The organism is Pseudomonas neuropathica, from assembly GCF_015461835.1.
GTDB classification, from domain to species: domain Bacteria; phylum Pseudomonadota; class Gammaproteobacteria; order Pseudomonadales; family Pseudomonadaceae; genus Aquipseudomonas; species Aquipseudomonas neuropathica.
Window position 1 is genome coordinate 58334 of the sequence record NZ_JACOPX010000017.1, and the last position, 24835, is coordinate 83168.

Annotated in this window: 21 protein-coding genes, 1 tRNA gene and 1 pseudogene; 16 read left to right on the forward strand and 7 right to left on the reverse strand. The window is 54.5% G+C overall.

From position 1 onward, the window contains the following. Nucleotides 1–157 precede the first annotated feature (157 nt). The 4 genes from H8F23_RS23350 to H8F23_RS23365 form a co-directional block, all read right to left on the reverse strand. The gene (locus H8F23_RS23350) at nt 158–439 is read right to left on the reverse strand and encodes a phage antirepressor KilAC domain-containing protein (protein ID WP_137216844.1); all 282 of its coding nucleotides are present in this window, start codon (nt 437–439) and stop codon (nt 158–160) included. A gap of 9 nt (nt 440–448) precedes the next feature. Beyond that, nucleotides 449–1039, reverse strand: a complete 591-nt coding sequence (locus H8F23_RS23355; RefSeq protein ID WP_194935931.1) for a hypothetical protein — start codon at nt 1037–1039, stop codon at nt 449–451. Further along, nucleotides 1036–1215 carry a hypothetical protein gene (locus tag H8F23_RS23360; RefSeq protein WP_194935932.1) on the reverse strand — a complete coding sequence of 60 codons (180 nt, stop codon included), beginning with the start codon at nt 1213–1215 and terminating at the stop codon, nt 1036–1038. The genes H8F23_RS23355 and H8F23_RS23360 overlap by 4 nt, the downstream gene beginning before the upstream one ends. 77 nt (nt 1216–1292) lie before the next feature. Next, entirely contained in the window at nt 1293–2042 is a 750-nt protein-coding gene (locus H8F23_RS23365; protein ID WP_194935933.1) for an XRE family transcriptional regulator, read from the reverse strand. A gap of 100 nt (nt 2043–2142) precedes the next feature. Between H8F23_RS23365 and H8F23_RS23370 the strand changes: the two genes are divergently transcribed. From H8F23_RS23370 to H8F23_RS23425, 11 genes are all read left to right on the forward strand, one after another. Continuing rightward, on the forward strand, nt 2143–2337 hold the full coding sequence (locus H8F23_RS23370) for a helix-turn-helix domain-containing protein (RefSeq protein WP_194935934.1): 195 nt from the start codon (nt 2143–2145) through the stop codon (nt 2335–2337). A gap of 418 nt (nt 2338–2755) precedes the next feature. Further along, nucleotides 2756–3112 carry a PA0613 family protein gene (locus H8F23_RS23380; RefSeq protein WP_194936003.1) on the forward strand — a complete coding sequence of 119 codons (357 nt, stop codon included), beginning with the start codon at nt 2756–2758 and terminating at the stop codon, nt 3110–3112. Between the two features lie 529 nt (nt 3113–3641). Continuing rightward, a complete protein-coding gene (locus H8F23_RS23385) occupies nt 3642–3980 on the forward strand; it encodes a phage holin family protein (protein ID WP_194935935.1) in 339 nt (112 codons plus the stop codon). A 328-nt stretch (nt 3981–4308) separates the two neighbouring features. Continuing rightward, nucleotides 4309–4911 carry a terminase small subunit gene (locus tag H8F23_RS23390; RefSeq protein ID WP_194935936.1) on the forward strand — a complete coding sequence of 201 codons (603 nt, stop codon included), beginning with the start codon at nt 4309–4311 and terminating at the stop codon, nt 4909–4911. An 18-nt stretch (nt 4912–4929) separates the two neighbouring features. Further along, nucleotides 4930–9534 carry an RHS repeat-associated core domain-containing protein gene (locus H8F23_RS23395; protein ID WP_324187897.1) on the forward strand — a complete coding sequence of 1535 codons (4605 nt, stop codon included), beginning with the start codon at nt 4930–4932 and terminating at the stop codon, nt 9532–9534. Nucleotides 9535–9545: 11 nt separating this feature from the next. Beyond that, nucleotides 9546–10052, forward strand: a complete 507-nt coding sequence (locus tag H8F23_RS23400; protein ID WP_194935938.1) for a DUF4265 domain-containing protein — start codon at nt 9546–9548, stop codon at nt 10050–10052. A 165-nt stretch (nt 10053–10217) separates the two neighbouring features. Then, nucleotides 10218–10703, forward strand: a complete 486-nt coding sequence (locus H8F23_RS23405; RefSeq protein WP_194935939.1) for a DUF4265 domain-containing protein — start codon at nt 10218–10220, stop codon at nt 10701–10703. A 57-nt stretch (nt 10704–10760) separates the two neighbouring features. Continuing rightward, complete coding sequence (locus tag H8F23_RS23410; protein WP_456107227.1) at nt 10761–11102, forward strand: immunity protein Imm33 domain-containing protein; 342 nt, start codon at nt 10761–10763, stop codon at nt 11100–11102. Between the two features lie 34 nt (nt 11103–11136). Beyond that, on the forward strand, nt 11137–11400 hold the full coding sequence (locus tag H8F23_RS23415; RefSeq protein ID WP_077572604.1) for a PAAR domain-containing protein: 264 nt from the start codon (nt 11137–11139) through the stop codon (nt 11398–11400). 756 nt (nt 11401–12156) lie between these two features. After that, entirely contained in the window at nt 12157–14571 is a 2415-nt protein-coding gene (locus H8F23_RS23420) for a hypothetical protein (RefSeq protein WP_194935940.1), read from the forward strand. Between the two features lie 18 nt (nt 14572–14589). Then, complete coding sequence (locus H8F23_RS23425) at nt 14590–15195, forward strand: papain-like cysteine protease family protein (protein WP_194935941.1); 606 nt, start codon at nt 14590–14592, stop codon at nt 15193–15195. Between the two features lie 135 nt (nt 15196–15330). Here H8F23_RS23425 and H8F23_RS28975 read toward each other — a convergent pair. Further along, a pseudogene (locus H8F23_RS28975) lies at nt 15331–15515 on the reverse strand (hypothetical protein); the annotation flags it as partial. 437 nt (nt 15516–15952) lie between these two features. Here H8F23_RS28975 and H8F23_RS23430 point away from each other — a divergent pair. After that, entirely contained in the window at nt 15953–18481 is a 2529-nt protein-coding gene (locus H8F23_RS23430) for an ATP-binding protein (protein WP_194935942.1), read from the forward strand. 211 nt (nt 18482–18692) lie between these two features. Here H8F23_RS23430 and H8F23_RS23435 read toward each other — a convergent pair whose 3' ends face one another. Then, a complete protein-coding gene (locus H8F23_RS23435) occupies nt 18693–19463 on the reverse strand; it encodes a nuclease-related domain-containing protein (RefSeq protein WP_194935943.1) in 771 nt (256 codons plus the stop codon). 405 nt (nt 19464–19868) lie between these two features. Here H8F23_RS23435 and H8F23_RS23440 point away from each other — a divergent pair, with 405 nt between their 5' ends. The 4 genes from H8F23_RS23440 (at nt 19869) to H8F23_RS23455 (ending at nt 24349) form a co-directional block, all read left to right on the forward strand. Then, entirely contained in the window at nt 19869–20600 is a 732-nt protein-coding gene (locus H8F23_RS23440; RefSeq protein ID WP_194935944.1) for a GntR family transcriptional regulator, read from the forward strand. A gap of 133 nt (nt 20601–20733) precedes the next feature. Continuing rightward, nucleotides 20734–22023 (forward strand): MFS transporter, encoded by a 1290-nt coding sequence (locus H8F23_RS23445; RefSeq protein ID WP_194935945.1) that lies wholly within the window; start codon nt 20734–20736, stop codon nt 22021–22023. A gap of 28 nt (nt 22024–22051) precedes the next feature. Further along, nucleotides 22052–22882: an amidohydrolase family protein gene (locus H8F23_RS23450; RefSeq protein ID WP_194935946.1), complete on the forward strand. Its 831-nt coding sequence runs from the start codon at nt 22052–22054 to the stop codon at nt 22880–22882. A 90-nt stretch (nt 22883–22972) separates the two neighbouring features. Next, the gene (locus tag H8F23_RS23455) at nt 22973–24349 is read left to right on the forward strand and encodes a GntP family permease (RefSeq protein ID WP_194935947.1); all 1377 of its coding nucleotides are present in this window, start codon (nt 22973–22975) and stop codon (nt 24347–24349) included. A gap of 305 nt (nt 24350–24654) precedes the next feature. Here H8F23_RS23455 and H8F23_RS23460 read toward each other — a convergent pair. Continuing rightward, a tRNA-Ser gene (locus H8F23_RS23460) sits at nt 24655–24742 on the reverse strand. Between the last annotated feature and the right edge of the window lie 93 nt (nt 24743–24835).

Genomic DNA, 24835 nt, shown 5'->3' on the forward strand with positions numbered 1-24835 from the left:
GCCTTGTCGAGCCTCCTTGCGTTGTTGTCGTGCCGGGTGGTTCCAGGCGTTCAGGCAGTGGCGTCTGGTCAGCTCGCGCAGATGTTCGGGCACTTCGAGGAGCGCGGCGTTGCGCTCCTCGCGTGTTCGCATGGCAACGATCTGGCGGGCGTACTTCCTAGGCCAAGTCACGGCGATCTGCCGGGATGGCAGGAAGATCAATGTCCAACTGCTCGGCCAGCCAGCGGAGGCCGGCTTGCTTGACCCGGGTCGACTGACTGTATTGCAGGCCGTACTTCTCGTCGTACCAGGGGCTGTCCTTGACCCGCAGGTACGCTTTGTAGCGCTTCGGGTCCGTCGGCAGGTTTCCCTTGAGCAAACCTTTTTCCCGCATGAGAGCGATCAGTTTGGGGCGAGTGAGGCCGAGTTGAGCGGCTGCTTGGGCGAGGGTGCGTTCCATAAAGGTCCCTCAAGCAGCATGCGCAGCAGGAGTGGCCGCTGCAGCAAGGTGGTTGATGGACTCAATGAGCCTTGCGCAGATCTCGGCATCGGGGTCGTACAGGGTGAAGCAGCGCGTATGCGGATTCTTGTTGCCAATGCTCAAGATGGCGGTGACGCCGCGGCGCGTATGAGTGCGATGCAGGGCCACATGCAGGGGAAGTTCGAGGCCCATGTCGAGGCTCAGCACGCCGCCGGTGTGCACCAGTTCGAACACGCGCTGCTTGTCCTGGACTTCAAAGCGGCCGTATTGACGATCGGTATGTGGGAGATGCACCAGGTCGCTGGAGTTGCTCGTGTCGAACGGGCCGTTGGCAATCTCTTCGATAAAGTCGGCCAGTTTGAGGTGCATCCTCTTGTCGTTCTGCAGAGTCAGCGTGTGGCGTTCGCTGCCCAGTTCCACTACAAAAGTGCTTTCCACGGTGCCGCGTTCAGCCTTGAGACGGAATGCCAGACATTCACGCTTCGGTGCTGTGCGCAGGACATGGTTGAAGGTCTCGGTCAGGTTGACCTGGGCGTTGAGCAACTGCAGGGTGCGGTTGTCGATCTTGTACTTGATCATGCCGCGTTCCCTCCACCGTTTGGATCGATAGGAGAGGGCTGGCAGGTCTTGGCGACAAGCTTGGGTTTGCTGTTATGAATGATGACCAGACAGCCCGTGGCGAGCTGCAGCTGTTCGATCAGTTTGCGATTGCTGACGCATGCCGGATGGACATGCAAGGTTGCGGTGGTGCGCATAGGTATTGCCTCGCTCTGTGGTAAAGAGTGAGGCAAATATCACGCAACGTGCTTATTCGTGTCAACACATATTGTGCTTATGGCGTGGCGGCGCTATGAAGAAACCGTGATGATTTGAGAATCCCGCCTACGAGGTGAATTTCTTCGACCTCTTGTTCTGGTAAGTGGATGCTCTCGTGATCTGTATTGACGCTATCCAGCCTGTACATCCCATCACGCAGGTAAATAAATTCTTTGATCATGGTCCGCCCCGAGGACGTACGAACCATAACCTCATCTCCGCTGTAGAAATTTTTGTTGGGCTCTATGAGTACGAATTCGCCGTTTTTTATGCGCGGCATCATGCTGTCGCCAGTAACTCGCAGACCATATGCATCGGGGTCGTCGCTATGAATATTTAAGTAGCCATCGCCGTGTCCAGGCGGGAAATCAAGCGCCTCGAAAAAACCTTCATTTCCTAATTGAGCGTTTCCTAACACCGGTACTTTTCCATCCTTAGCCCAGCCGATATTGCTACTAACAGGTTGCCCCTTATCTCGCGAGCGTCCGTATTGCGCGACCAAGCGATCTTCGGATCGCACTCGGCCTTGGATGACGTCGGGATATGACTCAATTTCTGAGCGGTCTCGTCCTGCTACTAAGTCGGGGAAGGACACCCCAAGCGCTGCCGAGATTTTCTCTAGATCTTGAAGGTTGGGTTGGCGAGCGCCTTTCTCATAGTTTCCTATGCGAGATTGCGATTCCCACCCGCAAGCGTATGCAAGAGCTTGCTGGCTCATGCCTTTAGCTTTGCGGTATTGCTTGATTCGTAAGCCTAATGTGTTCATGTGCTTTTTTTACCACGCACTGAAATTCTTTATCATCACTTTGCGTGTTGAAATGTCTGCGTATCGTGATTAAGATGGCGTCGGATTATTGGAGAACGTTATGAACTTAATTGCTCACCATCGAGAGAAGGCAGGCGTCAAGCAGCGGGATTTAGTAGTCGCTTTGGGGTGGACCCAAGCACGTATAAGCAATTACGAAGCCGGGAGACGAACTGCGGGACTAGCGGAGTGCAGATCCATCGTCGCTGCTCTCAACAAGCTCGGGGCCATGCCCGCTGATTATCTGCCGCGATGACGACTGGAAAACCACCAAGCCCAACGGCGATGCCTGGAACCCGGGCGAAGAGAAGGCCAGCAACGCCGCGCTGATCGTCGGTGCCCAGGTTGTTGCGCCGATCTTCTCGGTCGAGCGCCACGACAAGTGGACTGACTTCAACGACCTGCACGTCGCCGAAGGTCTCGACGCAGTGCGTCGACAAGTCCTCGCTGTGGTGCGCCCACCCGCTGCTGGTGGTTGGAAAGATCAACTCGCCCGCAGCGAGAGCGGCGCCCTGATCGCGCACATGCAGAACGTCGAATTGATCCTGGCCAACGACGAACGCTGGGCCGGGGTGATCAGCTACTGCGCCTTCAGCTCGAAGATCGTCAAACTGCGTGCGGCGCCCTATGGCGGTGGTACCGGCGAGTGGGCCGACATTGATGACGTGCGGGTGATGAAGTGGCTCGCGCAGCAGTTCAAGCAATGGGCGCAGGAGCTGCACAGCGATGAGGTGGCCGCTGGTTACTCGGGCGGCAACATGGTCGCCATGATGATGGAGAGCGGTGGTCAGCTTGTGCGCGGCAGGCGCGGGAGCAGGGTGCCACTGGAAGCCTCCCTGGACATCGAGCGCATCGTCAAGAAACGCCTCGATCCCGAGTTGATGACGGTCGTCAAGGTGCATTACTTCCAGCCCGACGCACCTCTCGCTGCACGTCTGGCACGCAGTGGCTGCACACGCAACCTCTACTACCAGCGCCTGCATGACGCTCACATCGTGGTCGAGCACTTCCTCCTGGGGGAAGCGGCTTGATCGTGGGCATCCCTCTGGCTCACGCCGTCCCACCGGCCTGCCTCCGTCCCACCGCTTTTTGCGGTGGTGGGACGGGCGCAGGCCCCGTCGTTGTTGGGCTGTCCCACCGTCCCACCTTTTTCATGCCTCCCGCCCGTGTATGCGTAGCGGGCATCAATGCGCGTGTTCACGCGCACGCGTGTTTTTAAATATTCTCTCTATACACGAGAAAAGAGAGATAAAAGTAGGACGGTGGGGCAAAGCCCCAATCTGCGGGGCTTTCGGACGTCCCACCTAGTTTTGAAGAGGTGGGACGCATGGGACGCAGGAAAAGCAAAAGACAGCCGGGATAGATATTCACCGACATTCGCCAGCCGTTCACCGGGCGTCATCCACACATTCACCGGATGGCATTAAAACGGTCTTGCTGCCACCAGAATCGACCTGTAAAAAGGGGCCATCTTCGATGGGTGCGACCGAAAAGCGCGGCAGGCCACCCACCACCTGACCCGGCCATTGCGCCGGGTCTTTTTGTTTAAGGGGCAGGGCAATGACGAACGAGCAACAGGCACTGGCAGAGATGCCGCTCTGGTTGGTGATTGTCCTGTCATTGGTTGGCGGCGTGTCCGGCGAGATGTGGCGCGCTGACAAGGATGGGGCACGAGGCTGGGCGTTACTGCGCCGCCTCGCACTTCGCTCCGGTGCCTGCATCGTGTGCGGCGTGTCAGCGATGATGTTGCTGTTCGGCGCTGGCCTTTCGATCTGGACGGCGGGCGCCCTGGGTTGCCTGACCGCAATGGCCGGCGCGGATGTCGCCATAGGACTTTACGAACGCTGGGCCGCCAAACGATTGGGCGTTTCCGAGTCGGCATCGACTGACCGCACCTAGGGGGGGCAGGGCAGTGAGAGGCAATTTTTCTAGGTTCTCCCCGACGGCCGCCCCCTACACGGGTTATCGAACTCGCGGATTCTCTCTAGCTGAAACCTTCGCAGGGATGTCCGTCTTTCCAACGGGATGGGGGCAGGTCATAGCACTCGGATGCCGGCTCGACAGACCGGGCAGGGCAGAAAACCGCCGGGGCCCCTGGGGACTTTCGAAGGGTACGGGGTCGGAAACCCGCGGGATCGTGTTAGTGGGAGGTCTGCCAGCTTACTGAAATTTCAATCCACTGAAATCTTGAAAGGATTCATTGAAAAGCCGCTGAAAAGGAGGGCTTATGAGCACAGCTACGTACCTGTCAAAGAGCGCCTTCGCTGCGCACATCGGCCGATCACCGAGCTACATCACCTGGCTTAAGGAAAACGGGCGGCTGGTCCTGTCGCCCAATGGTAAGCAGGTCGACGTGCTGGCCACCGAAGCGTTGATCCGCGATACCGCCGACCCAAGTAAGGCTGCCGTCGCTGCTCGCCACCAACAGGACCGGCTTCAGCGTGATGTGTACAGTCACGTCGCAGCCAAATCCGAGCCGACTAACATGGCTGCGCCGCCGCCCGTTGACCCTGTTCAGGGGCAGACTCCGGACTTTCAGAAAGCACGAGCGCATCGCGAGCATTACCTGGCGCGAATGGCGGAGATGGAGTTTCGCAAGGCGCAGGGGGAGCTGGTGGAAGTCAGCTTTGTGCAGAAGGCCGCGTATGAAACCGCGCGTTCGCTCAATCAATCGCTGATGAGCCTGTCGCCGCAATTGGCGCCGCAGCTGGCCGCGTTGTCGGATCCATGGGAGGTGGAGCGGCAACTGACCGCTGCGCTGCGCCAACGGCTTAACGAGGCGGCTCAGGTGTCTAGCGATGACTTTGGCGTCGTATTGAGCGAATGCTGAGGATATCCCTTGCTTAGGATTTGTTATGGTTTGTGGAAACCTCAGGTTGCCATTGTTCCCCTGAATGCCATCGACATTCAGGACGTCGCCAGCGGTGCGGCGACCTTCGATGCCTGGCTGCAATCGGCCAGTGGCGGGGTGGTCACCCTCGACCGGATCAAGAACGTCGCCGGCGCGTTACCCGTGGTGGGCAACATCATGGCGCTGGTCGATGCGCTGGGTGACATCGTCACGCTGTCGAACGCACAGAAGCGCGACCTGCTCGCGTGGGCCAGTCTGGGCATCAACCTGATCGGTGTTTTGCCGCTGCCACCGGCGATGGCGGCAGCCCGGATGACCCTGCGTCCGACGCTGTTTCTGGTGCGTCAGGAGATGAGGGCCAGCAGCAAGTTGTTGCTCAGCACCTCCGTGATCGAGGTGCTGGTAGGTCACCTGAACGCCTCGATTATCGGCACGCTGGATGATTTTGTTGAACAGGCCAAAGGCAAGCTGCCGGGCATTCTGGCGGACGCCGGCAAGCTGGGTGAAGACGTTGTCAACGAGATTGCCAAAGGCCTCGAGACGGTGGCCAATGGCAAGCTTGATGCCAAGGGCGACCTAAACGCGGCTGGCGCACAAGCGAGTGCGGCGGTCGATCAATTCAAGAATGATCCCCTTGCATCGTTCGGCAACATCTTCGGCGCCGCGTGCAGCGCTTATAAGGCCGCAGGCAAAGGCTTGGCCAACAGTGCGGCCGATCACCTGCTGCCCGATGAGGTGAAGAAGCGGGTTGCCACGGAAACCGCGAAACTGCGGGCGATGGGTCCTGAGCTGCGCACCCAGTTGAGCAAGCTGGACGATGAGTCCGTTCAGAACTCCATCGGTTGGTTGCTGCTGATTCTTTCCAGCGCCGTGACGTTGTGGCGCAAGCGCAATGCCCATGGCCAGAACGCCGCCGTCCATCCGGAGAAGACCGGACAGGCGAAGCGTACGGCATCTGAGGGGCAGTTGGCCGCCCACGGCCAACAGGCACCGGCGAAAGGCGCGCCCAATCCAAAGAAAGGCCCTTGTGAATGTGCCACGAACTTCAGCATCAATTTCGCCTTGGGTTCGGAAAGCTTCAGCCATACCGATTTCAGCCTGCCCGGCCCCTTCCCGATCGAGTGGACCCGAACTTACAACTCACGCCTCGACGCCTACGATCAGAGCGAACTCGGCGCCCGTTGGATCAGCGAGTTCACTACGCGTTTCGACTGCGTGGACGATGGCCTGACCTTCTACGGCGCCGACGGCCGTGACCACAGCTATTCGCTGCCCAAAGTCGGTCTGTTTCATTACGACGCCATCGAAAATATCACCCTCGTTCGTGCCAGCGAAGATCAGCTATTGCTGTGCCACGGTTTCGAACGCAAGGAAACCTACGTCCGCCGTGGCCAGCGCTATGTACTGACCAACATTTCGCTGCGCAACGGCGCCGGGATCATGCTGCATTACGAGCATCGGCACGGCGAACAATCGGTGCTCTCGGATCTGATCACCTATCAGGAAAACGACACCAGCAAGGTGCACTTGCACCTCGGCACAATGATCGACAATCACGGCCGGTTTATCGGCCTCTGGCAGATCGTTGACGGCGAACCGTTGCGACAACTTTGCGCATACCAATACGACGCCTATGGCGACCTGACTCAGGCGCAAGACGAGAACGGCGCAGTCTGGTCGTATCAGTTCCAGCATCACCTGATCACCCGCTACACCGACCGCACCGGCCGCGGCATGAATCTGCAGTGGGACGGTTCGGGCGCCAAGGCCAAAGCCATCCACGAATGGGCCGACGACGGCAGCTTCGACACGCGTCTGGAGTGGGACGAAAACATCCGTCTGACCTACGTCACCGACGCGCTCGGCAACGAGACCTGGCACTACTACGACATCCTTGGCTACACCTATCGCATTCGTTACGTCGATGAGCGTTCGGAATGGTTCTTCCGCGACGAGGCCAAAAACATCGTGCGCCGCGTCAATGCCGACGGCAGCACCGATCGCTACAGCTACGATGAACGCAGCAACCTGCTCGAACACATCCGCGCCGATCACACGGTGATGCATTACGCCTACGACGATCAGGACCTGCTGATCAAGATCAGCGACGCCGAGGGCGGGCAATGGCAGCGCGCCTATGACGACCAAGGCAACCTGGTCGAAGCGCTCGATCCGCTGGGCAACAAAACCGAATACGCCTACAACAAATCCGGCCAGCCCACCGCGATCAAGGACGCCAACGGCAACGAAAAAACCCTCGACTACAACGACGCCGGGCAACTGGTCGAGTACGTCGATTGCTCGGGCAAAACCAGCGCCTGGGACTACAACGAACTCGGGCAGATGATCTGCTTCACCGACGCCGCCGGCAACGCCACCGAATACGAATACAAGGCCGGCCAACTGGTGTTGATCAAGCACCCGGACAAGACCGAAGAGCGCTTCGAACACGACGCCGAAGGTCGGTTATTGACGTATGCCGACGGTCTCGATCGCTGCACCACGTGGAGCTACAGCGCTGCCGGTTTGATCACCGAGCGTGTCGACGCCGCGGAACAAACACTGCGCTATCGTTGGGACCGTCTCGGACGGCTGACGGCCCTGGAAAACGAAAACGAACAACGCGCGCACTTTCACTACGATCCGGTCGGACGCCTGCTGGAAGAACGCGGCTTTGACGGGCGCAGCACGCGTTATCAGTACGACCCTCTGACGGGTCGCCTGGCCCAATCGATCAATGGCCAACGCGTAATCTCGTTGAGCTTCGACCCGATGGGCCGCTTGACCGAGCGTCGCGCCACCTTGGGTGACCAGTCGCAAAGCGAAACCTTCGCCTACGATGGCAACGGCAACATGGTGCTGGCCAACAACGCCGACAGCCGCCTGCAATGGTTTTATGATCCGGCAGGAAATATTCTGCGCGAGCACCAACACTATCTGGGGTTGGACAGCCCGATGGTCGCGGTCTGGCGGCACGAATACGACGTACTAAACCAGTGTATTGCCACGACCCGTCCAGATGGCCACCGTGTCAGTTGGTTGACCTACGGCAGTGGCCACTTGCTGGGTCTACGACTGGACGATCATGAACTGGTTGGCTACGAGCGCGACGACCTGCACCGCGAAGTCGCCCGCCATCAAGGCAACCACCTGGTGCAAACCCAAAGCTGGGATCCGGTTGGTCGCTTGCAGGAGCAATTGCTGGGACGCAGGGACGACAAATCCACGCTGCTCAAACGCGAATACTCCTACGACGCGGCCGGTCAACTGACTAACATCAACGACAGCCGCCGCGGCCCACTCGCCTATCGCTACGATCCTGTTGGTCGACTGCTCAGCGCCGTGACTCGTCAAGGCGTGGAAACCTTTGCCTTCGACCCGGCCGGCAACCTGCTCGACGACAAGGAGACAGAAATTCGCCGACCACTGGGTCTGACGCCACAGCGCAGCAAACTGGTCGACAATCTGCTGCGCGAATATGTCGGCACGCATTACGACTACGACGAACGCGGCAACCAGATCCAGCGCTGGCACAACGGCCAACGCAGCGATCTGCGTTGGGATCTGTTTGATCGATTGGTGCATTTTGAAGACCCGCGTCTGAGCGTAGATTTCGCCTACGACGCTCTGGGACGTCGCCTGCACAAAAACTCTCGTGCGCACTACAAGCAGCGTCCGGAAGCAGGTTCCCTTTGGAACAAAAACGAGCACGCTCGTAAACAGCGCGAACTCGGCTGCGGCTTCACCTTGTACGGTTGGGATGGCGACAATCTCGCTTGGGAAAGCAGCCCGGAGCAGAGCGATGGTGAGCCGGGTCGCACGGTTCATTATGTCTTCGAGCCAGACACCTTCGTCCCGATCGCTCAGGCTGTACGGCATGCGCCAATCGAGCTGATCGGTTTGCCGGATTACAGCGGTGAATACAGCCTTGATGAAGATCCTGTGTGGAATCACAAGGCAACGGCATTACCGTTTGATGCGCTGGCCTGGTACCAATGTGATCACCTCGGCACGCCGCAGGAATTGACGGACTCGCAAGGCAACATGGCCTGGACCGCGCAATACAAGGCTTGGGGACAGGTGACGGAGCAGCGTTCGGAGTGGGCGCGGCAGCATGATGTGATGAACCCGATACGGTTCCAGGGGCAGTATCACGATCATGAGACAGGCCTGCATTACAATAGATATCGTTATTACGATCCTTTGGTCGGACGTTTTATAAATCAAGATCCGATCGGTCTCGCAGGGGGATTGAACGCCTACGAATATGCACCAAATCCCGTGCAATGGATCGACCCATTAGGTCTAGCGCGTATTCCTAAGTCGGTGAAAACCAAGGTAGCTATCGAGAACAAGCAATTTCACGGAGTGGAATCATGTGAGAAGTGCTTGGTCACAGTAGTTCCTGGTCAAAAGAGCCAGAGGGGTGTAACTCCGCCACCGAATGAACGACAATTCGATCATATCCAACCTGATTCATTGGGAGGTGCAAACGATGAGGGTAATACCCAGATTCTATGTCGCCGTTGTAATCGCGAAGCTTCAGATTCAATCAAGCCGGATTACAAAACACTCAACCGTCTAGGCGGCTCCCCACCTTGAGCGTATAAAATATGAACGATATTTTTCACAAGATTGTCTTTGAGCTAACGCCTGACGAGGATGATTATCCTCCTGTATCCGCTGAGTCGATTTGGGGCGTCTATGTCGGTGATGGCACCTATATCTTAGACAATACTCCCTATTACGTTTATGGCGTGAGTAAGGGAGATTTCGTGCAGGTAAAGTCCAGTGGCGATGAGATGATAGCTGTGCGTGTCGCAAAACGGGGTGGCCATTCGACTGTCAGAGTTTTTGCCAGTGATACTGAAGAGAAAAGTAAAATAATCGCTCATCTTCATCAGTTGGGTGCTTCGTGTTCAGTTAGTCAGGAAATGTCGCTGTTTGCAGTGGATATTCCCTCAGATTGTGATTTTTTCGCGATCGACAAATATTTGTCTGATATTGCTGATGGGGAAAATATTGCATATGAGGATGCTTGTCTGCAGCACTCACATATTGATTCATCTCGTATAGGTGAGTGTCTGTCATTGGCCTCTTTACCACTACTAGCTAATTGATTGAGTAACCCTAAATTGGATCATGGAGACAGGTCGGGATAAAGAAAGTTTTCGGAGGTGGGCTGCGCTTGTATAATTAATGAAGCGTAGTCTGTTCCCAGTAAAAAGGTGGCCATCTCAAACAAGGGGTTTCGTGTGTTGAGCGTGGAAGTTCTGGAGTACCCTATGCTCGATGAGCAATCAACAGTAATTATTCGTGTGTATGCCGGAAAAAACTCAAAAGGTCCGGTATTTGAAGAGCTGCCGGCTCGCAAAATTGATGAGCATACGTATGAGCTTCTGTTTTCCCCTGGCTTGGCTTTGAATCTAGCAAGAGGAGATATAGTTTCATTGAAAAATCCTCAAACACACGCTGAGGTCTTGAAGAGAGGGGGCAATTTTTGTATCCATATCTACTCCAAACACATTTCGCCAGAGCGGCTTAAGACACTTGAGGCGGATGTCGCGAACGAGCTCAACGGTACCTTGGACGGCGTATATAGAGGGAATTTGTCATTAGCCATTCCCGCAAGAAATGGAATGGATAGGATTGCAAAATTTTTTAATACCTTCCATGAACAGACCGGGGTTCAATGGTACTACGCTAACATCTACAAAAATATCGATGATGTAGAGGACGAAACTCTGCTTAATTGGTGGCTAGATAGCTAGAGGTTCTCGCCAGTAAACCGGCGAGTTAGGGTTGCAATGAATTTTTCGGGAGCTGCTGTGAACGAACGTATTGAGTTTCGTCCGAATCAACTTCAGATAAATATTTGTGAGAAGTACGGAATGGCGGTGCTTGCGCCTGAGGTCATGGTTGCCGTAGCCCTGCAGACTCTAGGCCGGTCCCCTATTTATGGCAGCAGAGTTGAGCTGCCCGAAGGAGGGACTGTGAGTTGGTTCATACACTGCGGTGAGTATTCAAAAGCGCATGATTTCTACAAGCCCCTTCATGCTCACCATTTAGACGAAATACTGCCGCAAGTGGTGAATTATCTGTGCCTGCCCACCGGCGCAAAATTCATTATCGACACTGGCGGGTATGAAGACGTCTGGATGGCCGAGTAGCGGCATCCAACTTACTAGTCAAAGGAGTGACAACATGAAAGACGCCATTCGCTTGGGCGACTCCACCACCCACGGTGGCAAGGTGCTCGAAGCCTTTTCTCAGACCGATCTTAACGGCAAGCCGATTGCCGGTGTCGGTCACAAGGTCAGTTGCCCGTTGTGCAAGGGGATTTTCCCGATTGCTGAGGGCAGCAGCACCTACACCGTCGATGGCACGCCCATCGCCCTCGACGGCATGAAAACCGCCTGCGGTGCTGCGCTGATTGCAAGCGGCCCGAAAGGCGCAGTGATCAGTTGATTACCTGATCTCATTTTTGGACCCATTGCCTCGGTATGCGACTGACCGTCTCATTCCGAGTTGGCGATGTGCCTCTCCTGCATCACAGAGCAACTCTCTGAGTTTGGCTTGTGCCTGCTTAACGAAAATCATCGATCATGCCCACGATGTTAGCGTTCAAAAGACCGAGCGGCGGAGCAGGGCGTTTTTTGCTGCCTATTCACGCAAAGTTGCCATCCCCATCCCGATGAAGAACATCTTCGGTGTGCATCTCAACCAATTTAAATATTCGTTCCCGTTCTTGGAGAAGCTGCCGGTTCAGTTCCTCGAATTCATTTTCGTATAGCCTGAGCTGCTTCCGGCTGCTTCCGGAAGCTTTCGAGGGGCGTCGGGCAGCGAAGCCAGTATGTAAGTGTTTTCGATGTCGGAAGAGTCCACGGGAGCGTCTTGCTGTGCGCTGTATTTATATACAGTTATCAGGGCGCGGCGGAGTGGCGAGGGAGGCGACAGGCTTTAGCGAACGGCTGCTTTCGGCCAATAGCAGCCAGTCATTTGTGTCTACAGAACCAGGGGCAATTCAATCAATGCTCAATTCTTCAGCGCACTAGTTTTTTCCAGAATGTCGACTATAGATTATTAACTAATCGCCCCAGAAAAAACCAAGTTGTAGGCATTGACCCACTTCTCGTCAGAGGACGTAGTTTGGGTCGACATACGGTATCTCCGGGGAGCGGACGCTGTATCTATAGGTCAGCGCGTAACGTGGGGAGAGAAGATATGAACTTTCGCGATAGGGCACTCGGTTTTTCTGTCGGCGCACTTCTAATGTTTGCTAGCCAAAGTTCTTCAGCTGGTTTTATAAATTCAATTGATGTACCTGGAATTAACATGGCTCTGATGTCGCAGCAGCTGGATCAGCAGAAAAAGGTGCCAATAGCGGAGTTGGTGCAGGGCCCGACAATGACGATTGCGAACACGGGTACTTTGGGCATCGTGTCCGTTGGTACTGACAAACAGAATCGAAACGTTGGCTACCGCTTGGTTGTAGCTATGGTTACCGTAACGCCAACCGACTCAGATGCTCGTGAGGCACTGGAAGAGTGCAGCGTAGGGTTCTCTGAGGACGTAAAGGGGCTGCGTACGCTGCTCGACTCCTATGTCCAATCTTCTTCAGACATGCTGCTATCCTTGCCTGCGGACATTGGTGCGCGTAACGCTGAAATGAAGCGTCGCCAAGAGGCTGCAAAGGCATCAACACAATCAGCCTTCGCCCTGTTCCAGCAGGCGGTGGTTCAAAAGTTAGCGGTGTGTCACGCCGTGAAGAATATGGCAATCCCTGTAGTCTCCATTGGACTAACTAGTACTCCATGCGTAATCGGCTCACCCGAGTGCCCTTTCAGCAAGGCAAGGGGTTTAGAGCGATTCCAGAAAATTGCAGACCTTTATGAGCGCGCACAGCGCCTCGACAAGATAAAAGACTGGAGCATGGTCGCGATTACAGGTGAGGTCGGTGCTTTTGATGCGAAACTGACTCTGCCCACACTGCCAACCGCAATCACTCTTTCTAGCAGCGATGTCCAAGCCAATCTCAGTCGACGCGTTGAGGAGCTGCGTGCAAAAGCTCGCGCAGCCAAAAGTGAACTGATACAGCCGGTGACCGCTGCGCTCGCAGGGCTCAGTTCCAACGATATTGTGCGTATGGCCGACGTGTTGTCTTCCCCAAATGCTGCCGTGCGTATGGCATGGGGAAAATCCGATCAGGCGCTCAATGTCAGTGACGAGCTTGCGCGCGTACGGATACTGGAGTGCGCGAAGTTCCAGGGCAAAACTAAAGTAACTGATATCGCATCGTGTTCTGGCTACAAAATCATTGACGAAAAGTCGCTCGACGATTGCCTGAAGGGGGACCTGTGCAGGCCGGTGTTTGGAGACAAAATGAATTTCAATGTCGCGCTACTAGCCGAGCGTCTGAATGTGAAGAAGTTGGCTGTCAGCGCAGACCTGCCGCGTCTCATTAACGCAAATATACAATTCCCCGCTTACCAGAAAGCTGCTTTCAATTGTGCGAATGCAAACCGATCCGATGCTGCGTCTATGGTGACGTGCTTGAGCCAGGCCCAGTTCCCAGACCAAAAGGTTAAAGACGTTCTCGGTTGCGCCCAAACGATGGTCGGAGCCAAGAGAGACAGCGTTATCACCGAATGTTTGGACATCGCTTTGGGCGCCAACTCCAAGGAAGCGCAGATTGCGCAGTGCCTACTCAAGGCCGGGGAGGATGGAACGCAGCGCATGATGTGCGCTGCACAAAAAGCCATGGATCCCGCGACGGCGAAAGCGCTCAACTGTGCGATGAAAGTGACTAGTGCGAAGCAGATCAGTTCATGCGTTTCGGACCCGAACGTGGCGAAGCTCTTGAAAGCCAAAGAGTGCATCGATGCCGGCGGTGACGCAATGACCATTAGCCTTTGCATGGCGCAGGAAAACGCTGATCCAAGCACACGAGCTGCTCTGAGTTGCATGGTGCAAAGCGGCGGCGACTACAAGAAAGGGTTGGCGTGCGCGGCATTTCAAAACGTGAGTGGAGATGCCGGTTTAGTTCTTCGGTGTGCAGCCAGCTCTGGTGGTGATCCGCGAGGAACTGCAATTTGCGCGGTGACGCCAGGCCTCACGCCGGAGCAGCAAATCGCGCTGTCATGTGCGGTTACGGCTACGACCGGCCCTGGCTACGCTGCGTGTGTCGGTGGGCAATTGACGCTGAAGGAATATATGAACTGTAAGGGTTATAAATTTGCAGAAGGAAAGTGCTTCGGTGATGGCAATGAACTGAGAAAGTTTTCCAAGAACGTATTGGGTCAGGACATCGGCCCGAACTCGGTTGTGGCGCAAGTCATCAACGTTCATCTGGACGTTACCAATGGGACCATCGCGCTTACCGAGAGTTTGTTGCGCGAGGGCGGCAAGGCACTGGAAAAACTTAATAACGAGTTGACCACGGGCCTAAGCCAGGCCGGTCGAGCTGCGGAGGACCTTGCCGTGGCAGCAGCAGGGGGATTGGCGGCGGGTCTCAATGTAGCAACACCAAACATAACTGTTGGAAGTAGCGGCGTAAGCGTCAGTACGCCAATCGCAGGCGTCAAGATCGGTGATGGACATGTTTCAGTAAATCTCGGCGGAATCCACGTAGGTTTTTAACCAAAATAAGGACCAGACATGATGATTTTCACGGCACTACGCGTTGCGTCAGCCGTTACGGCCTTGAGCTCGTTAGGGTTCGCGTCGGTGGCGTATTCCGGCGCCGCCATGCCAGTACAGCAGATGAGCCCCTGTACATGCTGGGCAGCCAGCGCGGCAATGATGTTGTCCGCGAGGGATGGAATCCCGTACACGGAGTTATCTGCTGCACAAGCCGCAGGGGCGGATTTCGTAACACGTGTACAGGCGGTCGTACCCGGTGAAAATTGCGAGTATCAGGGGTTGCCAGGGGATGATGTTAATAGATTTGCAGGTGCGTTAGGTCTGACTGTCAACCCGCCAAACAACCCGACGCTGGCGCAGTGGCAGACTATGCTAACGAAAGGGCCCGTATGGGCGGGTATCGTGCTAAAGGAAGGTGCCGCCAGTTGGTTCGGTCACATCATCGTGGTTACGAGCATATCGACGTTAGGCGCACCGAATCCTGATGTCACCTTTATCGACCCTAAGGATGGGACCTTCCATACGGTGAAGTTCGATGTCCTTAAAACAGCAATTGAAAATGTTCCGGAGCAGTGGGCGCCGACGATGAAGCTACCAACGCAGTTTCTATACTGGAAATGACACGTTCTTCTTGTCTGTGCGAGACGTCGCTGGATTTGATTCCGTGTTACGCGAATCCTCACTGACTTGAGCGCCACGCATCACAACATTCAGATCTGCCCCCTTCAGTGAAGAGGGGGCATTTTTCTTACGCTCCTAGCCGAAAGCACACTCCCGGCTAATGACAAGCATGTGTTTAGTCGGCGCTATGAGTACGGCGAGTATCTCTTGATGAATTCCTCACTCCGGTCGATGGTGTCCAGCGCTCCATGTACATTGTCCGCGACGTCATCTGACCCTAGCTGCTCAACCCAGTTCGAAAGCTCCAGAATGGCAGCCTGCGGAATTGCACTCCACTTGACCACCCGTTTGCATTCGACTTGACCAGTCATTTGCATTCGATCTGACCACCGATTGCATCGGGTTTGACCAGCACGCGTTGTAACCATGATCGGCAGAGAACGGCCAGAAGCGGTCATTCATATGTGGCCGTTTGTGGTCAAAACGGAATCGTTCAAAAGTATTAGGGAATCAGAGACGTTTCAGAGAACTAGAGCAGTTAACCAAATGTCCTCTCCCTGTCCAAGCATCCAGCATGGATGAAATTACAGTGGCAGAGGTGGATTTATGCATAGTAGCGTTACGCCTCTACGGCCCGTATCGGTGAGCGTGCAACGGGGTAAGGAAAAGGATAAGTTCCCTAGCCTTATATCAGAGAAGCATTATTAATAGTTACTCTAGGTAGTTATATCCCTATCAGCCTGTACAAGGAATAAGCATGAATGTAACGGAGCTAAAAAAGGAAGTTTATACCAAGGTTATGGCGGGGACTTTGTCTGAATCGGTTTTGAATCTTATAATTCCTAACTTTATCCCCGTACCGATCGAATGTGAGCTTTGGGATTATAAGGAAGCTTATGAAGATAGCGCGCATGATTACTCAAAGACCGTCCGTTCCATTGCAAGCTTCTATAATACCTACGGTGGCTACATCGTTTACGGTGTGAAGGAGGTAGAGAAAGATCAGAGATTTGAGCTTGTAGGGGTCGAGCCAAACGGATTGAACGTACAGAAACTCAAGGGGCAACTTGATAAGTATTTTGGTCGTCGTCTAGATATAAGTATCATTGAGATTTCATATGGTTCTCCTTCGGTCGTCATAGGGCTACTTCATGTGCCTAAGAGGCCAGAGCAGCTACATACGATATCTGCTAGTAAAAGGGCAGATGATGCAAAAAATAAACAGATATTTAGCGAGGGGGCAACGCTGTATCGCTCCGGAGATGAGTGTAAACAAGCCGTAACTCATGCTGATTTTGAGTTCCTGACAAGCGGCCGTGATTTACTTGCGCTGTTGGAGGGGCGATTTGTTAAGAAAATAAATCTTCTTGATCATAACCTTCCCGATCGAAATTTTGTTTGTCCAAATTTTGTTGGGCGCGTAGAAATAATTCAAAAACTGTGGGCTTGGTTGTCTGATGAGTTTCAATACGCGAAGGTTTTGGCTGGGGAAGGGGGGAAAGGTAAAACTTCTATTGCTTATGAATTTTGTCAATTGATAGCGTCAACTGGAGCTCCACTGTTCGATCAAATAATTTGGTTGACCGCCAAGACTCAGCAGTTTAAGGCAGGCATGGATGGGTTTATTGGTACTCCGGAAACTCATTATTCTAACCTTGAAACTCTTTTAGTTGCTATTTGTCAAAAAACAGGGACTATAGATTCCGAGCTGGAGGATGTTTCTGTCAATCAGCTAAAAAGAATCGCCAGGCAGAATTTGCAAACCTATCCGTCGTTTATTGTAGTTGATGATGTTGATTCAACTGACGTGGATGAGCAGAAGAGAATCATGGAAACTGCTCGTGAGATCGGTGGGAGTAATTCAAAAATATTACTAACCACGCGCTCGAATGTAAGCTATTCATCTGATACCGCGATAGAAGTACCTGGCTTGTCGGGAGAGGAGTATGTTAATTATATCGATGAGCTGAAATCATCTATGGGGTTTGAAGGTATTACTTCGAAGTCCATAAGGAAGTTAGAAGAGGCGTCTGAAGGATCGCCCTTATTTACTGAATCTATCCTCCGCTTATGCCGTGTTGGATACTCTATAGAGAAAGCGATAGCTGAGTGGCAAGGCAAAAAGGGTGAAGCGGTTCGGAGTGCGGCTCTTCGCCGAGAAATCCATCAGTTAAGTCCTGAAGCAAGGAAGATTCTACTTACGATCTCTTTTATTGGCTCTTGTTCCCTAGCTGAACTTCGGCACTATACGGAATTGGAGCAACTGCTAATTGAAGATGCTATTTTAGAGCTGGGGCGACTATTTCTTCTGCAATCTGCGTCATTTATTGAATCGGAACCTCGCTTCAAATGCTCTCAATCTATCGTGAATTTGACTTTGTCACTCAAAGATGAGGTTGTGACTAATGCTGATCGCTATCTTGGGTATGTAAAAGGCAGAGCGCAGGCCTTAAGAGCCAACGCTTCTCAGAGTAGTCAGGTGTCAGTCGGAGAAGCAATTCGTCAATCTGTCGCCTTACTTAAAGAGCAGGATTTTTTAAAGGCTCGCGCGACCATCAAGTCGTTGTTGCGAAAGCAGCAGTACAAAAACAACCCAGATCTTTTATTGGCGATAGCGCAGATAGAGTCTTTTGATCCTGGGGCCGAAATAAATTCCGTACGAAGTGCTTTCAAAGATGCATATTTGCATGGGCAAAGAAAAGAATTATTATTTGATCTTTGGTTTCAAGTTGAGGCTCGGGTAGGTAACAAATCCGAACTCGTAGATGTTTGTCGGCTTGCAATAATTGATGGAAAGCTAAGTAGTACGAAGTGGTTTAGAAGATCGGCCGAAGCTAAACTTCTGCTTTCCTATCTGGTCGGGTCTGCCGCACGACAATTGGAACTCCTAGCCGGTGCATATGATGATGTATCAAAGGCATTTAGGAAAAGCCACGGCGCGCTTAAGCAGGAGCTTAAGGATCTATCTATCAGCGTACTTGACGCGTTATGGAAAGTTTGCTCTCAGGAACGTGAGGATTACACTGGTTTGAAGGCCATGCAGAAGGCGATAAAGGCCGGCGATATTAGAAGTATTAATTATTATCGGCTTGCTGAGGCAGCGAACTCAGTATTTTCAAATTATACCGCTGAGGGGCTCAGTTCTCGTCGCAAAAAAGAACTTTCCGCGAACTACTCGGAGTGTAAAAGTATCTTGGCAGATGTCGTTGAGGGTCTAGATGATACTAGAGTTGAACTGCATAACTCGCTAGAAGAAGTTAGCCAAAAATTTAAATCAGCAATTTGATTTCAAGATTCAAGGTATTTCTTTGAAGTGGTAGTTTCTTTCGGCGCTTGGGTACAAGTTTGCTGTTGTCGTATTCAAGCGCCGTTAAGCTGATTCTGCTCTAAATTCCCTGAAAACACAGAGAATAGTCAAATTTTGTTGCAGTTGTTGGACTCAATGGCTGCTCTTGGCCGAAACCGGCCATGCCTGCCGCCCCATTTTCATGCATCCACTAGAGCCTCTGCGTCACTCGGCACTTGGGAAACGCCGAACAGCCCCAGAACCGTTTCCCCGCATTCGGGCCGGACTTCACGGTGCGAATGAGCAATGCACTGCCGCATTTTGGGCACTTGCGCTCGGCTGTTGGATCATTGCGGCGCTTGAGGTTTTGCACATGTTCACGGTGGGTGGCCAGACCTGGCGGGCGCCGGCTGCTTCGCAGAGCTTGCACAAGCGCTTCTACTTCAGCCTCAGTGAATACCGGCTGCTTGAATGACTTTATGTAACGAATGAAGCCACTACCCTGGGTGACATTGGCGGGCATCTCAGATTTGAAGGTGCTTGCGCCAACAAAAGTGACAACCGAGTGCAGATGTTCCGGTTCTACGCCGAGAGTGGTCTGCAGAGCCTTGAGATGTTTGTGGTTCTGCCGCAGTGGGTTTTGGAACGTGTATGTATTTTTATATAACTTCTGTGTCCACTGCGATTGCCTTTCGCTACCGAATATCCAGCCACTTTTGTTCTTGGTCTCCACAACGAAGATGCCGTAGGGAGACAGGAATACATGGTCAATTTGGGTGGTGCCATCGATCGTATTCAGTGTGATGTTGTGCATGCGACGGTAAGTCCGGTTGTCCAGCCGACATCTGGCAACCAGCCGTACTAGGAGCTCGCCCATGTGACCTTTGGCCCAGCGCGATTTCAGTAGACCGATTAGCAACAAAGGCGGGATAAGCCAGCGAAGAGCATCCCAAACCTGCATGAAGCTATGAGTGAAATCCATTCCTCTGCCTCAATGGGTAGCCGAATCGAGCATCAATGAACCATAGCGCGACACGAGAGTTTATCCATGTCGAATTTACTCTCGAAAATTTGTGAATCGACCCTGCATTTGTAGGCGCACGGAGTGGCTGCTTTTTGGCCGTTTTCTGCCTGTCGCCAATGTCAGTTATGGGTCGAAAACGGTCTCTCCTGAGCGACTGCTTTTGGCCGATAGCTGTCACTCCTGACCGTCCGCATTCGGCCAGAATCTGACATTGCCGGCGAAAACCCGCATGTCTATGAGAAGGGCAGTGGGGCAGCCATTCGTCAGCAGGACGAAAAGCCCCTCCTTGACAGGCAAGTTATCTGGGCAAATACTCGTCGCAAGATTCATATAGATGACTAGATAACAAGGTGAATAAAGTCGATGAATTCTTTATCCAGTGATGCCCGACTGCCGCTGTATCAACGCCTGCGTGACCAATTGGCTGAGCAGATCGCCAAGAATCGCTGGCGTCCGGGGGAGGCGATACCTACTGAAGCGGCGCTTTCTGCGGAATACCAACTGTCCACCGGCACGGTGCGCAAGGCGATTGATGCGTTGGTCAGTGAGGGCATTCTGGAGCGTCAGCAAGGGCGAGGGACGTTCATTCGCCGGGCGCAGTTTCAATCCTCATTGTTCCGTTTCTTCCGATTCCAGACTGTTTCCGGTGAGCGCCAGGTCCCGGAGAGTCGCATCCTCTCGATCGAGCCCGTTGCCGCACCTTCGGCCGTAGCGCAAGCACTGGGGTTGCCCGCCGATGCGCCGGTCATTCGTATTGTCCGTGTGCGTCTGCTCGATGTTAAGCCGGTACTCGCCGAGGAAATCTGGTTGCCCCGCCAGCGGTTTCAGGCGCTGCTGGAGATCGACCTCAGTCGCGAAGGGCCGCTGCTGTATCCGATCTACGAAGAAGTGTGCGGACAGGTTGTTGCATCGGCCGAAGAAACGCTGACCGCTGAATCGGTGAATGACGTGCATGCCCGATTGCTCCAGGTAGCGGTCAACAGCCCGGTGATCGTGATCGAGCGTCTGGCCCGCGATTACGCGGGTAGCCCGCTGGAATGGCGTCGCTCGCGCGGCCACGCCGAGCACTTCCGCTACAGCGTGGATATTCGCTGACGTCTGCCTGCGTAGCGGAGCGTTCTGCGGCGGCTAGATCGCCGCCCGATTTCTGTTTGTTTGCCAAAGCTGACCCTGTCGCGGTGCGGTTGGCTGTCGGCTGCCTTGCGTAACACCTATAAGGATAAGAATCATGTTCAGCTGGTATCGCCAAGTCACTCCTCGGGAGCGCAAAACGTTTTGGGCCTGCTTCGGCGGATGGTCGCTCGACGCGTTGGAAGTACAAATGTTCGGTCTGGCGATTCCGGCGCTGATCGCCGCGTTCGCGCTGACAAAGGGCGATGCCGGATTGATCAGCGGCGTTACCCTCGTCACCTCGGCACTCGGTGGCTGGGTCGGTGGGACGCTGTCTGACCGCTATGGCCGTGTGCGCACGTTGCAGTGGATGATTTTGTGGTTCTCGTTCTTCACCTTTCTCTCGGCCTTTGTCACCGGCTTCAATCAGCTGTTGATCGTCAAAGCGCTGCAGGGTTTCGGGATCGGCGGGGAGTGGGCGGCCGGCGCGGTGTTGATGGCCGAGACGATCAATCCGCAGTATCGCGGCAAGGTCATGGGCACTGTGCAAAGTGCCTGGGCGGTGGGTTGGGGCCTGGCGGTCGGGGTGTTCACGCTGATCTACACCTTTGTGCCACAAGACATGGCCTGGCGGGTGATGTTCCTTGTCGGGTTGCTGCCGTCGTTGCTGATCATCTGGGTACGCCGAAACGTCGAGGAGCCGGACAGCTTCCAGCGTCTGCAAAAAGACAACGCGATCCCGCAGAGTTTCTTCAAGTCGCTCGCCGGCATTTTTCGCCCGGAACTGATTCGTGTGACCCTGTTTGGCGGGCTGCTGGGACTGGGCGCGCACGGTGGCTATCACGCGGTAATGACCTGGTTGCCGACCTTCCTCAAGACCGAGCGCAATCTCTCTGTGCTGAACTCGGGCGGGTATCTGGCGGTGATCATCTTCGCCTTCTGGTGTGGTTGTGTGGCCAGCGGCTATTTGATCGATCGCATTGGCCGTCGTAAAAACATTGTGCTGTTTGCCTTGTGCTGCGTGGTCACGGTGCAGTGCTACGTATTTTTGCCGCTGACCAATACGCAGATGTTGTTCCTGGGGTTCCCATTGGGGTTCTTCGCCGCCGGTATTCCGGCCAGTCTGGGAGCGCTCTTCAACGAACTTTACCCTGCCGATGTACGCGGTGCCGGCGTTGGCTTTTGCTACAACTTTGGCCGAGTGCTGTCCGCTGTATTTCCATTCCTGGTCGGGCACATGAGTGACTCCATGTCGCTGGGTTCGGCGATTGGTATCGATGCCGGGATCGCCTACGGCGTGGCGGTGCTTGCCGCACTTTGCCTGCCTGAAACCCGGGGCAGTGACCTTGAAGCCAATGTCACCTCCGTTTCGGCCGGTATCAGCGGCAATCAACGCGCTCGGGCGTGATGATCCTAACCTTCAGTAGATAAAACCCATGTCAGATACCCGCCCTAAGTCGATCACCGGCATCGACTCCCATGCCCATGTGTTCAACCGTGATCTGCATCTGATCGGTGCACGGCGCTACACCCCTGAGTACGACGCCACGCTCGACCAGTACCTTGAGCATTTGCAAACGCATGGTCTGAGTCACGGTGTATTGGTGCAACCAAGTTTCCTTGGCACCGACAATAGCTACCTGTTGGCGGCGTTGAAGCAAGCGCCGCAGCAGTTGCGCGGTGTGGTGGTGCTGGAGCCAAGCGTCAGTCGTTCTACTTTGAATGACATGGCTCGACTGGGCGTGGTCGGCGTGCGCTTGAACCTGATCGGCAAGGCGTTACCTGATTTTCGTGACAGTGCCTGGCAAGGGTTTTTCAGCGATATCGCTGATCTCGACTGGCATGTGGAGTTGCACCGGGAAGTCAAGGATCTGCCGGGCCTGATCCAGCAATTGACGCCGTTCGGCGTGAAGTTGGTAATCGATCACTTTGGGCGGCCGGACGCGAATGCGGGTCTCGATCAGCCAGGGTTTGGCGAGTTGCTTGAGGCCGGATCGAAAGGTCGGATCTGGATCAAGGTCTCGGGCATCTATCGTTTGGGAGGTACGCCACAACAGAACATCGATTGCGCTCGAAGGGCATTACCGCTGCTGGAACAAAGCTTCGGTCTCCGCCAGTTGGTATGGGGCAGCGACTGGCCGCATACGCAGCATGAGCAAAGCATCGGTTTCGCCACCGTCGTCGACCAGTTGCAAGCCTTGGAACTTTCGGCGCAAGCCAGCGACTCGCTGCTGGTGCAAGCGCCTCGAAGGTTATTCGGTTTTTAGAACGTCGAACGCTGAAACTTAGCCGTTGCAGATGCCATTCATCTCACCCACATACAAGAATTTGGGCACCAGCCCAATCGAGAACCTTTCATGACTCCCTTAGATATAGATCTGTTACTGACCGCATTGATCAGCGTCCTGGTGCTGGTAGCGCTGATCGTCTCGCGCCTCAAAATGCACCCGCTGCTGGCTTTGCTGGTAGTTTCCGTCGGCGTAGGCTTTGCAACCGGTATGGAGCCAGATGGCATCGTCTCCCACTTGATCACCGGCGCCGGCAAGACACTGGGGGCAGTGGGGGTGGTCATCGCGCTGGGGGCGATGCTCGGCAAAATTCTTGCTGACGCCGGCGTCACCGAGCAGATTGCTGCGGTCATCCTCAAGCGCACATCGGATCGGATGATTCCGTGGGCGATGATGATGGTCGCGTTTGTGATTGGCATTCCGATGTTTTTCGAGGTCGGCCTGGTGATCATGCTGCCGCTGATCTTCAGCGTGGCGCGCAAGCTGGAAAGTCAGGCACGCTTCAAGGGTTCAGCGTATGTCTATGTGGGCGTTCCGGTGATTGCCGCACTGGCCGCCATGCACGGTATGGTCCCGCCGCATCCTGGCCCATTGACGGCCATCGCCGCGCTGAAAACCTCAGTCGGGCCGACCATGCTCTATGGTTTCCTGGCGGCTATCCCGGCCATGATTTTAGGCGGCCCACTTTATGGCGCATTCATTTCCCCGCGCATGAGCACTCGGCCCGATCAGGTGTTGCTGGATCAGTTCACCCTGGCTGAAAAAGCCGACGATAAACCAGGCCCTAGCGTATACCTTGGCGTGCTGGCAGCCTTGCTGCCGGCGATCCTGATGCTGGTCCATGCCGTCGCCGAGATGGTATTGGCCAAGGACAATGCGCTGCTGAAAATTGCCGGTTTCCTCGGCAATCCGCTGATAGCGATGCTGCTGGGCGTGCTGTTCGCCGGGGCCAGTCTGGTACTCGCGCGCGGCGGCGATGCGGGGCAATTGCGAGAATCGCTGGGCAAGAGCCTCAAGCCAATCGCCTCGATCATCATGATCATCGCCGGCGGCGGTGCCTTTCAGGAACTGCTGACCAGCGCCAAGGTGGGCGATGCGATTGTGCACCTGACTCAGCAGTCGGCGTTCCCCCCGCTGATCCTCGGTTGGTTGATCGCCATGTTGCTCTCGGTGTCTACCGGTTCCGCCACGGTAGGTATCGTGGGGGCTGCCGGCTTGCTGGCGCCGCTTGCCGGTGCTGATCCCAGCCTCAACCTGCCGCTGCTGGCCTTGTCCATTGGCTGCGGCTCGCTGTTCTTTAACTACGCCAACCATGCAGGTTTCTGGATGGTGAAGGAATCCTTTGGCATGACGATGGGCGAAGCCACCAAGACTATTTCGGTAGTGCAATCGATCGTCGCCGTAGTCGGTTTGATTGTGGTGTTGCTGTTGAACGTGGTCGTGTAATGACCTGAGGCGGCGTCAAATCAGGACGCCGCCATCTGTGAACCCCCTTATTGGCCGTCGATCAGGCGCGGCAGTTGCAGCGGATTGGACTCGCGCAGTACCTCACCGATCGCTTTTGGCCGAAAGTTGCCTGTTGAAGACGGCCACATCTCCCATCATGTCAAGGTCGAACAAGTGATGTCGGAAGAGTAGGGTTGCGGAAATGACCGAAAAGATGCGGAAACGATCAAGAGAGGGATGGCCAAGAGCTGCGAGTTTCAGAAACGACAAAGCCCTGAATAATCAGGGCTTCGTCGTATCAAATATGGCGGAGGCGATGGGATTCGAACTCATGGACCTGTTACAGTCGACGGTTTTCAAGACCGTTGCCTTAAACCACTCGGCCACACCTCCGTTGCGTTGCGGGCGCCATAATACCTGAATGAAACACACTGTCAAACTCTCTGCATGGCTTGTTACAGAGCGTCTGTTATGATCTTTGCGACT

Coding starts and splice junctions, on each gene's coding strand:
- H8F23_RS23415 (WP_077572604.1), top strand. CDS start 11,137: ATGAAAGACGCCATTCGCTTGGGCGACTCCACCACCCACGGTGGCAAG.
- H8F23_RS23370 (WP_194935934.1), top strand. CDS start 2,143: ATGAACTTAATTGCTCACCATCGAGAGAAGGCAGGCGTCAAGCAGCGG.
- H8F23_RS23455 (WP_194935947.1), top strand. CDS start 22,973: ATGACTCCCTTAGATATAGATCTGTTACTGACCGCATTGATCAGCGTC.
- H8F23_RS23360 (WP_194935932.1), bottom strand. CDS start 1,215: ATGCGCACCACCGCAACCTTGCATGTCCATCCGGCATGCGTCAGCAAT.
- H8F23_RS23430 (WP_194935942.1), top strand. CDS start 15,953: ATGAATGTAACGGAGCTAAAAAAGGAAGTTTATACCAAGGTTATGGCG.
- H8F23_RS23390 (WP_194935936.1), top strand. CDS start 4,309: ATGAGCACAGCTACGTACCTGTCAAAGAGCGCCTTCGCTGCGCACATC.
- H8F23_RS23405 (WP_194935939.1), top strand. CDS start 10,218: ATGCTCGATGAGCAATCAACAGTAATTATTCGTGTGTATGCCGGAAAA.
- H8F23_RS23450 (WP_194935946.1), top strand. CDS start 22,052: ATGTCAGATACCCGCCCTAAGTCGATCACCGGCATCGACTCCCATGCC.
- H8F23_RS23355 (WP_194935931.1), bottom strand. CDS start 1,039: ATGATCAAGTACAAGATCGACAACCGCACCCTGCAGTTGCTCAACGCC.
- H8F23_RS23350 (WP_137216844.1), bottom strand. CDS start 439: ATGGAACGCACCCTCGCCCAAGCAGCCGCTCAACTCGGCCTCACTCGC.
- H8F23_RS23425 (WP_194935941.1), top strand. CDS start 14,590: ATGATGATTTTCACGGCACTACGCGTTGCGTCAGCCGTTACGGCCTTG.
- H8F23_RS23400 (WP_194935938.1), top strand. CDS start 9,546: ATGAACGATATTTTTCACAAGATTGTCTTTGAGCTAACGCCTGACGAG.
- H8F23_RS23435 (WP_194935943.1), bottom strand. CDS start 19,463: ATGGATTTCACTCATAGCTTCATGCAGGTTTGGGATGCTCTTCGCTGG.
- H8F23_RS23385 (WP_194935935.1), top strand. CDS start 3,642: ATGACGAACGAGCAACAGGCACTGGCAGAGATGCCGCTCTGGTTGGTG.
- H8F23_RS23440 (WP_194935944.1), top strand. CDS start 19,869: ATGAATTCTTTATCCAGTGATGCCCGACTGCCGCTGTATCAACGCCTG.
- H8F23_RS23420 (WP_194935940.1), top strand. CDS start 12,157: ATGAACTTTCGCGATAGGGCACTCGGTTTTTCTGTCGGCGCACTTCTA.
- H8F23_RS23365 (WP_194935933.1), bottom strand. CDS start 2,042: ATGAACACATTAGGCTTACGAATCAAGCAATACCGCAAAGCTAAAGGC.
- H8F23_RS23445 (WP_194935945.1), top strand. CDS start 20,734: ATGTTCAGCTGGTATCGCCAAGTCACTCCTCGGGAGCGCAAAACGTTT.
- H8F23_RS23380 (WP_194936003.1), top strand. CDS start 2,756: ATGAAGTGGCTCGCGCAGCAGTTCAAGCAATGGGCGCAGGAGCTGCAC.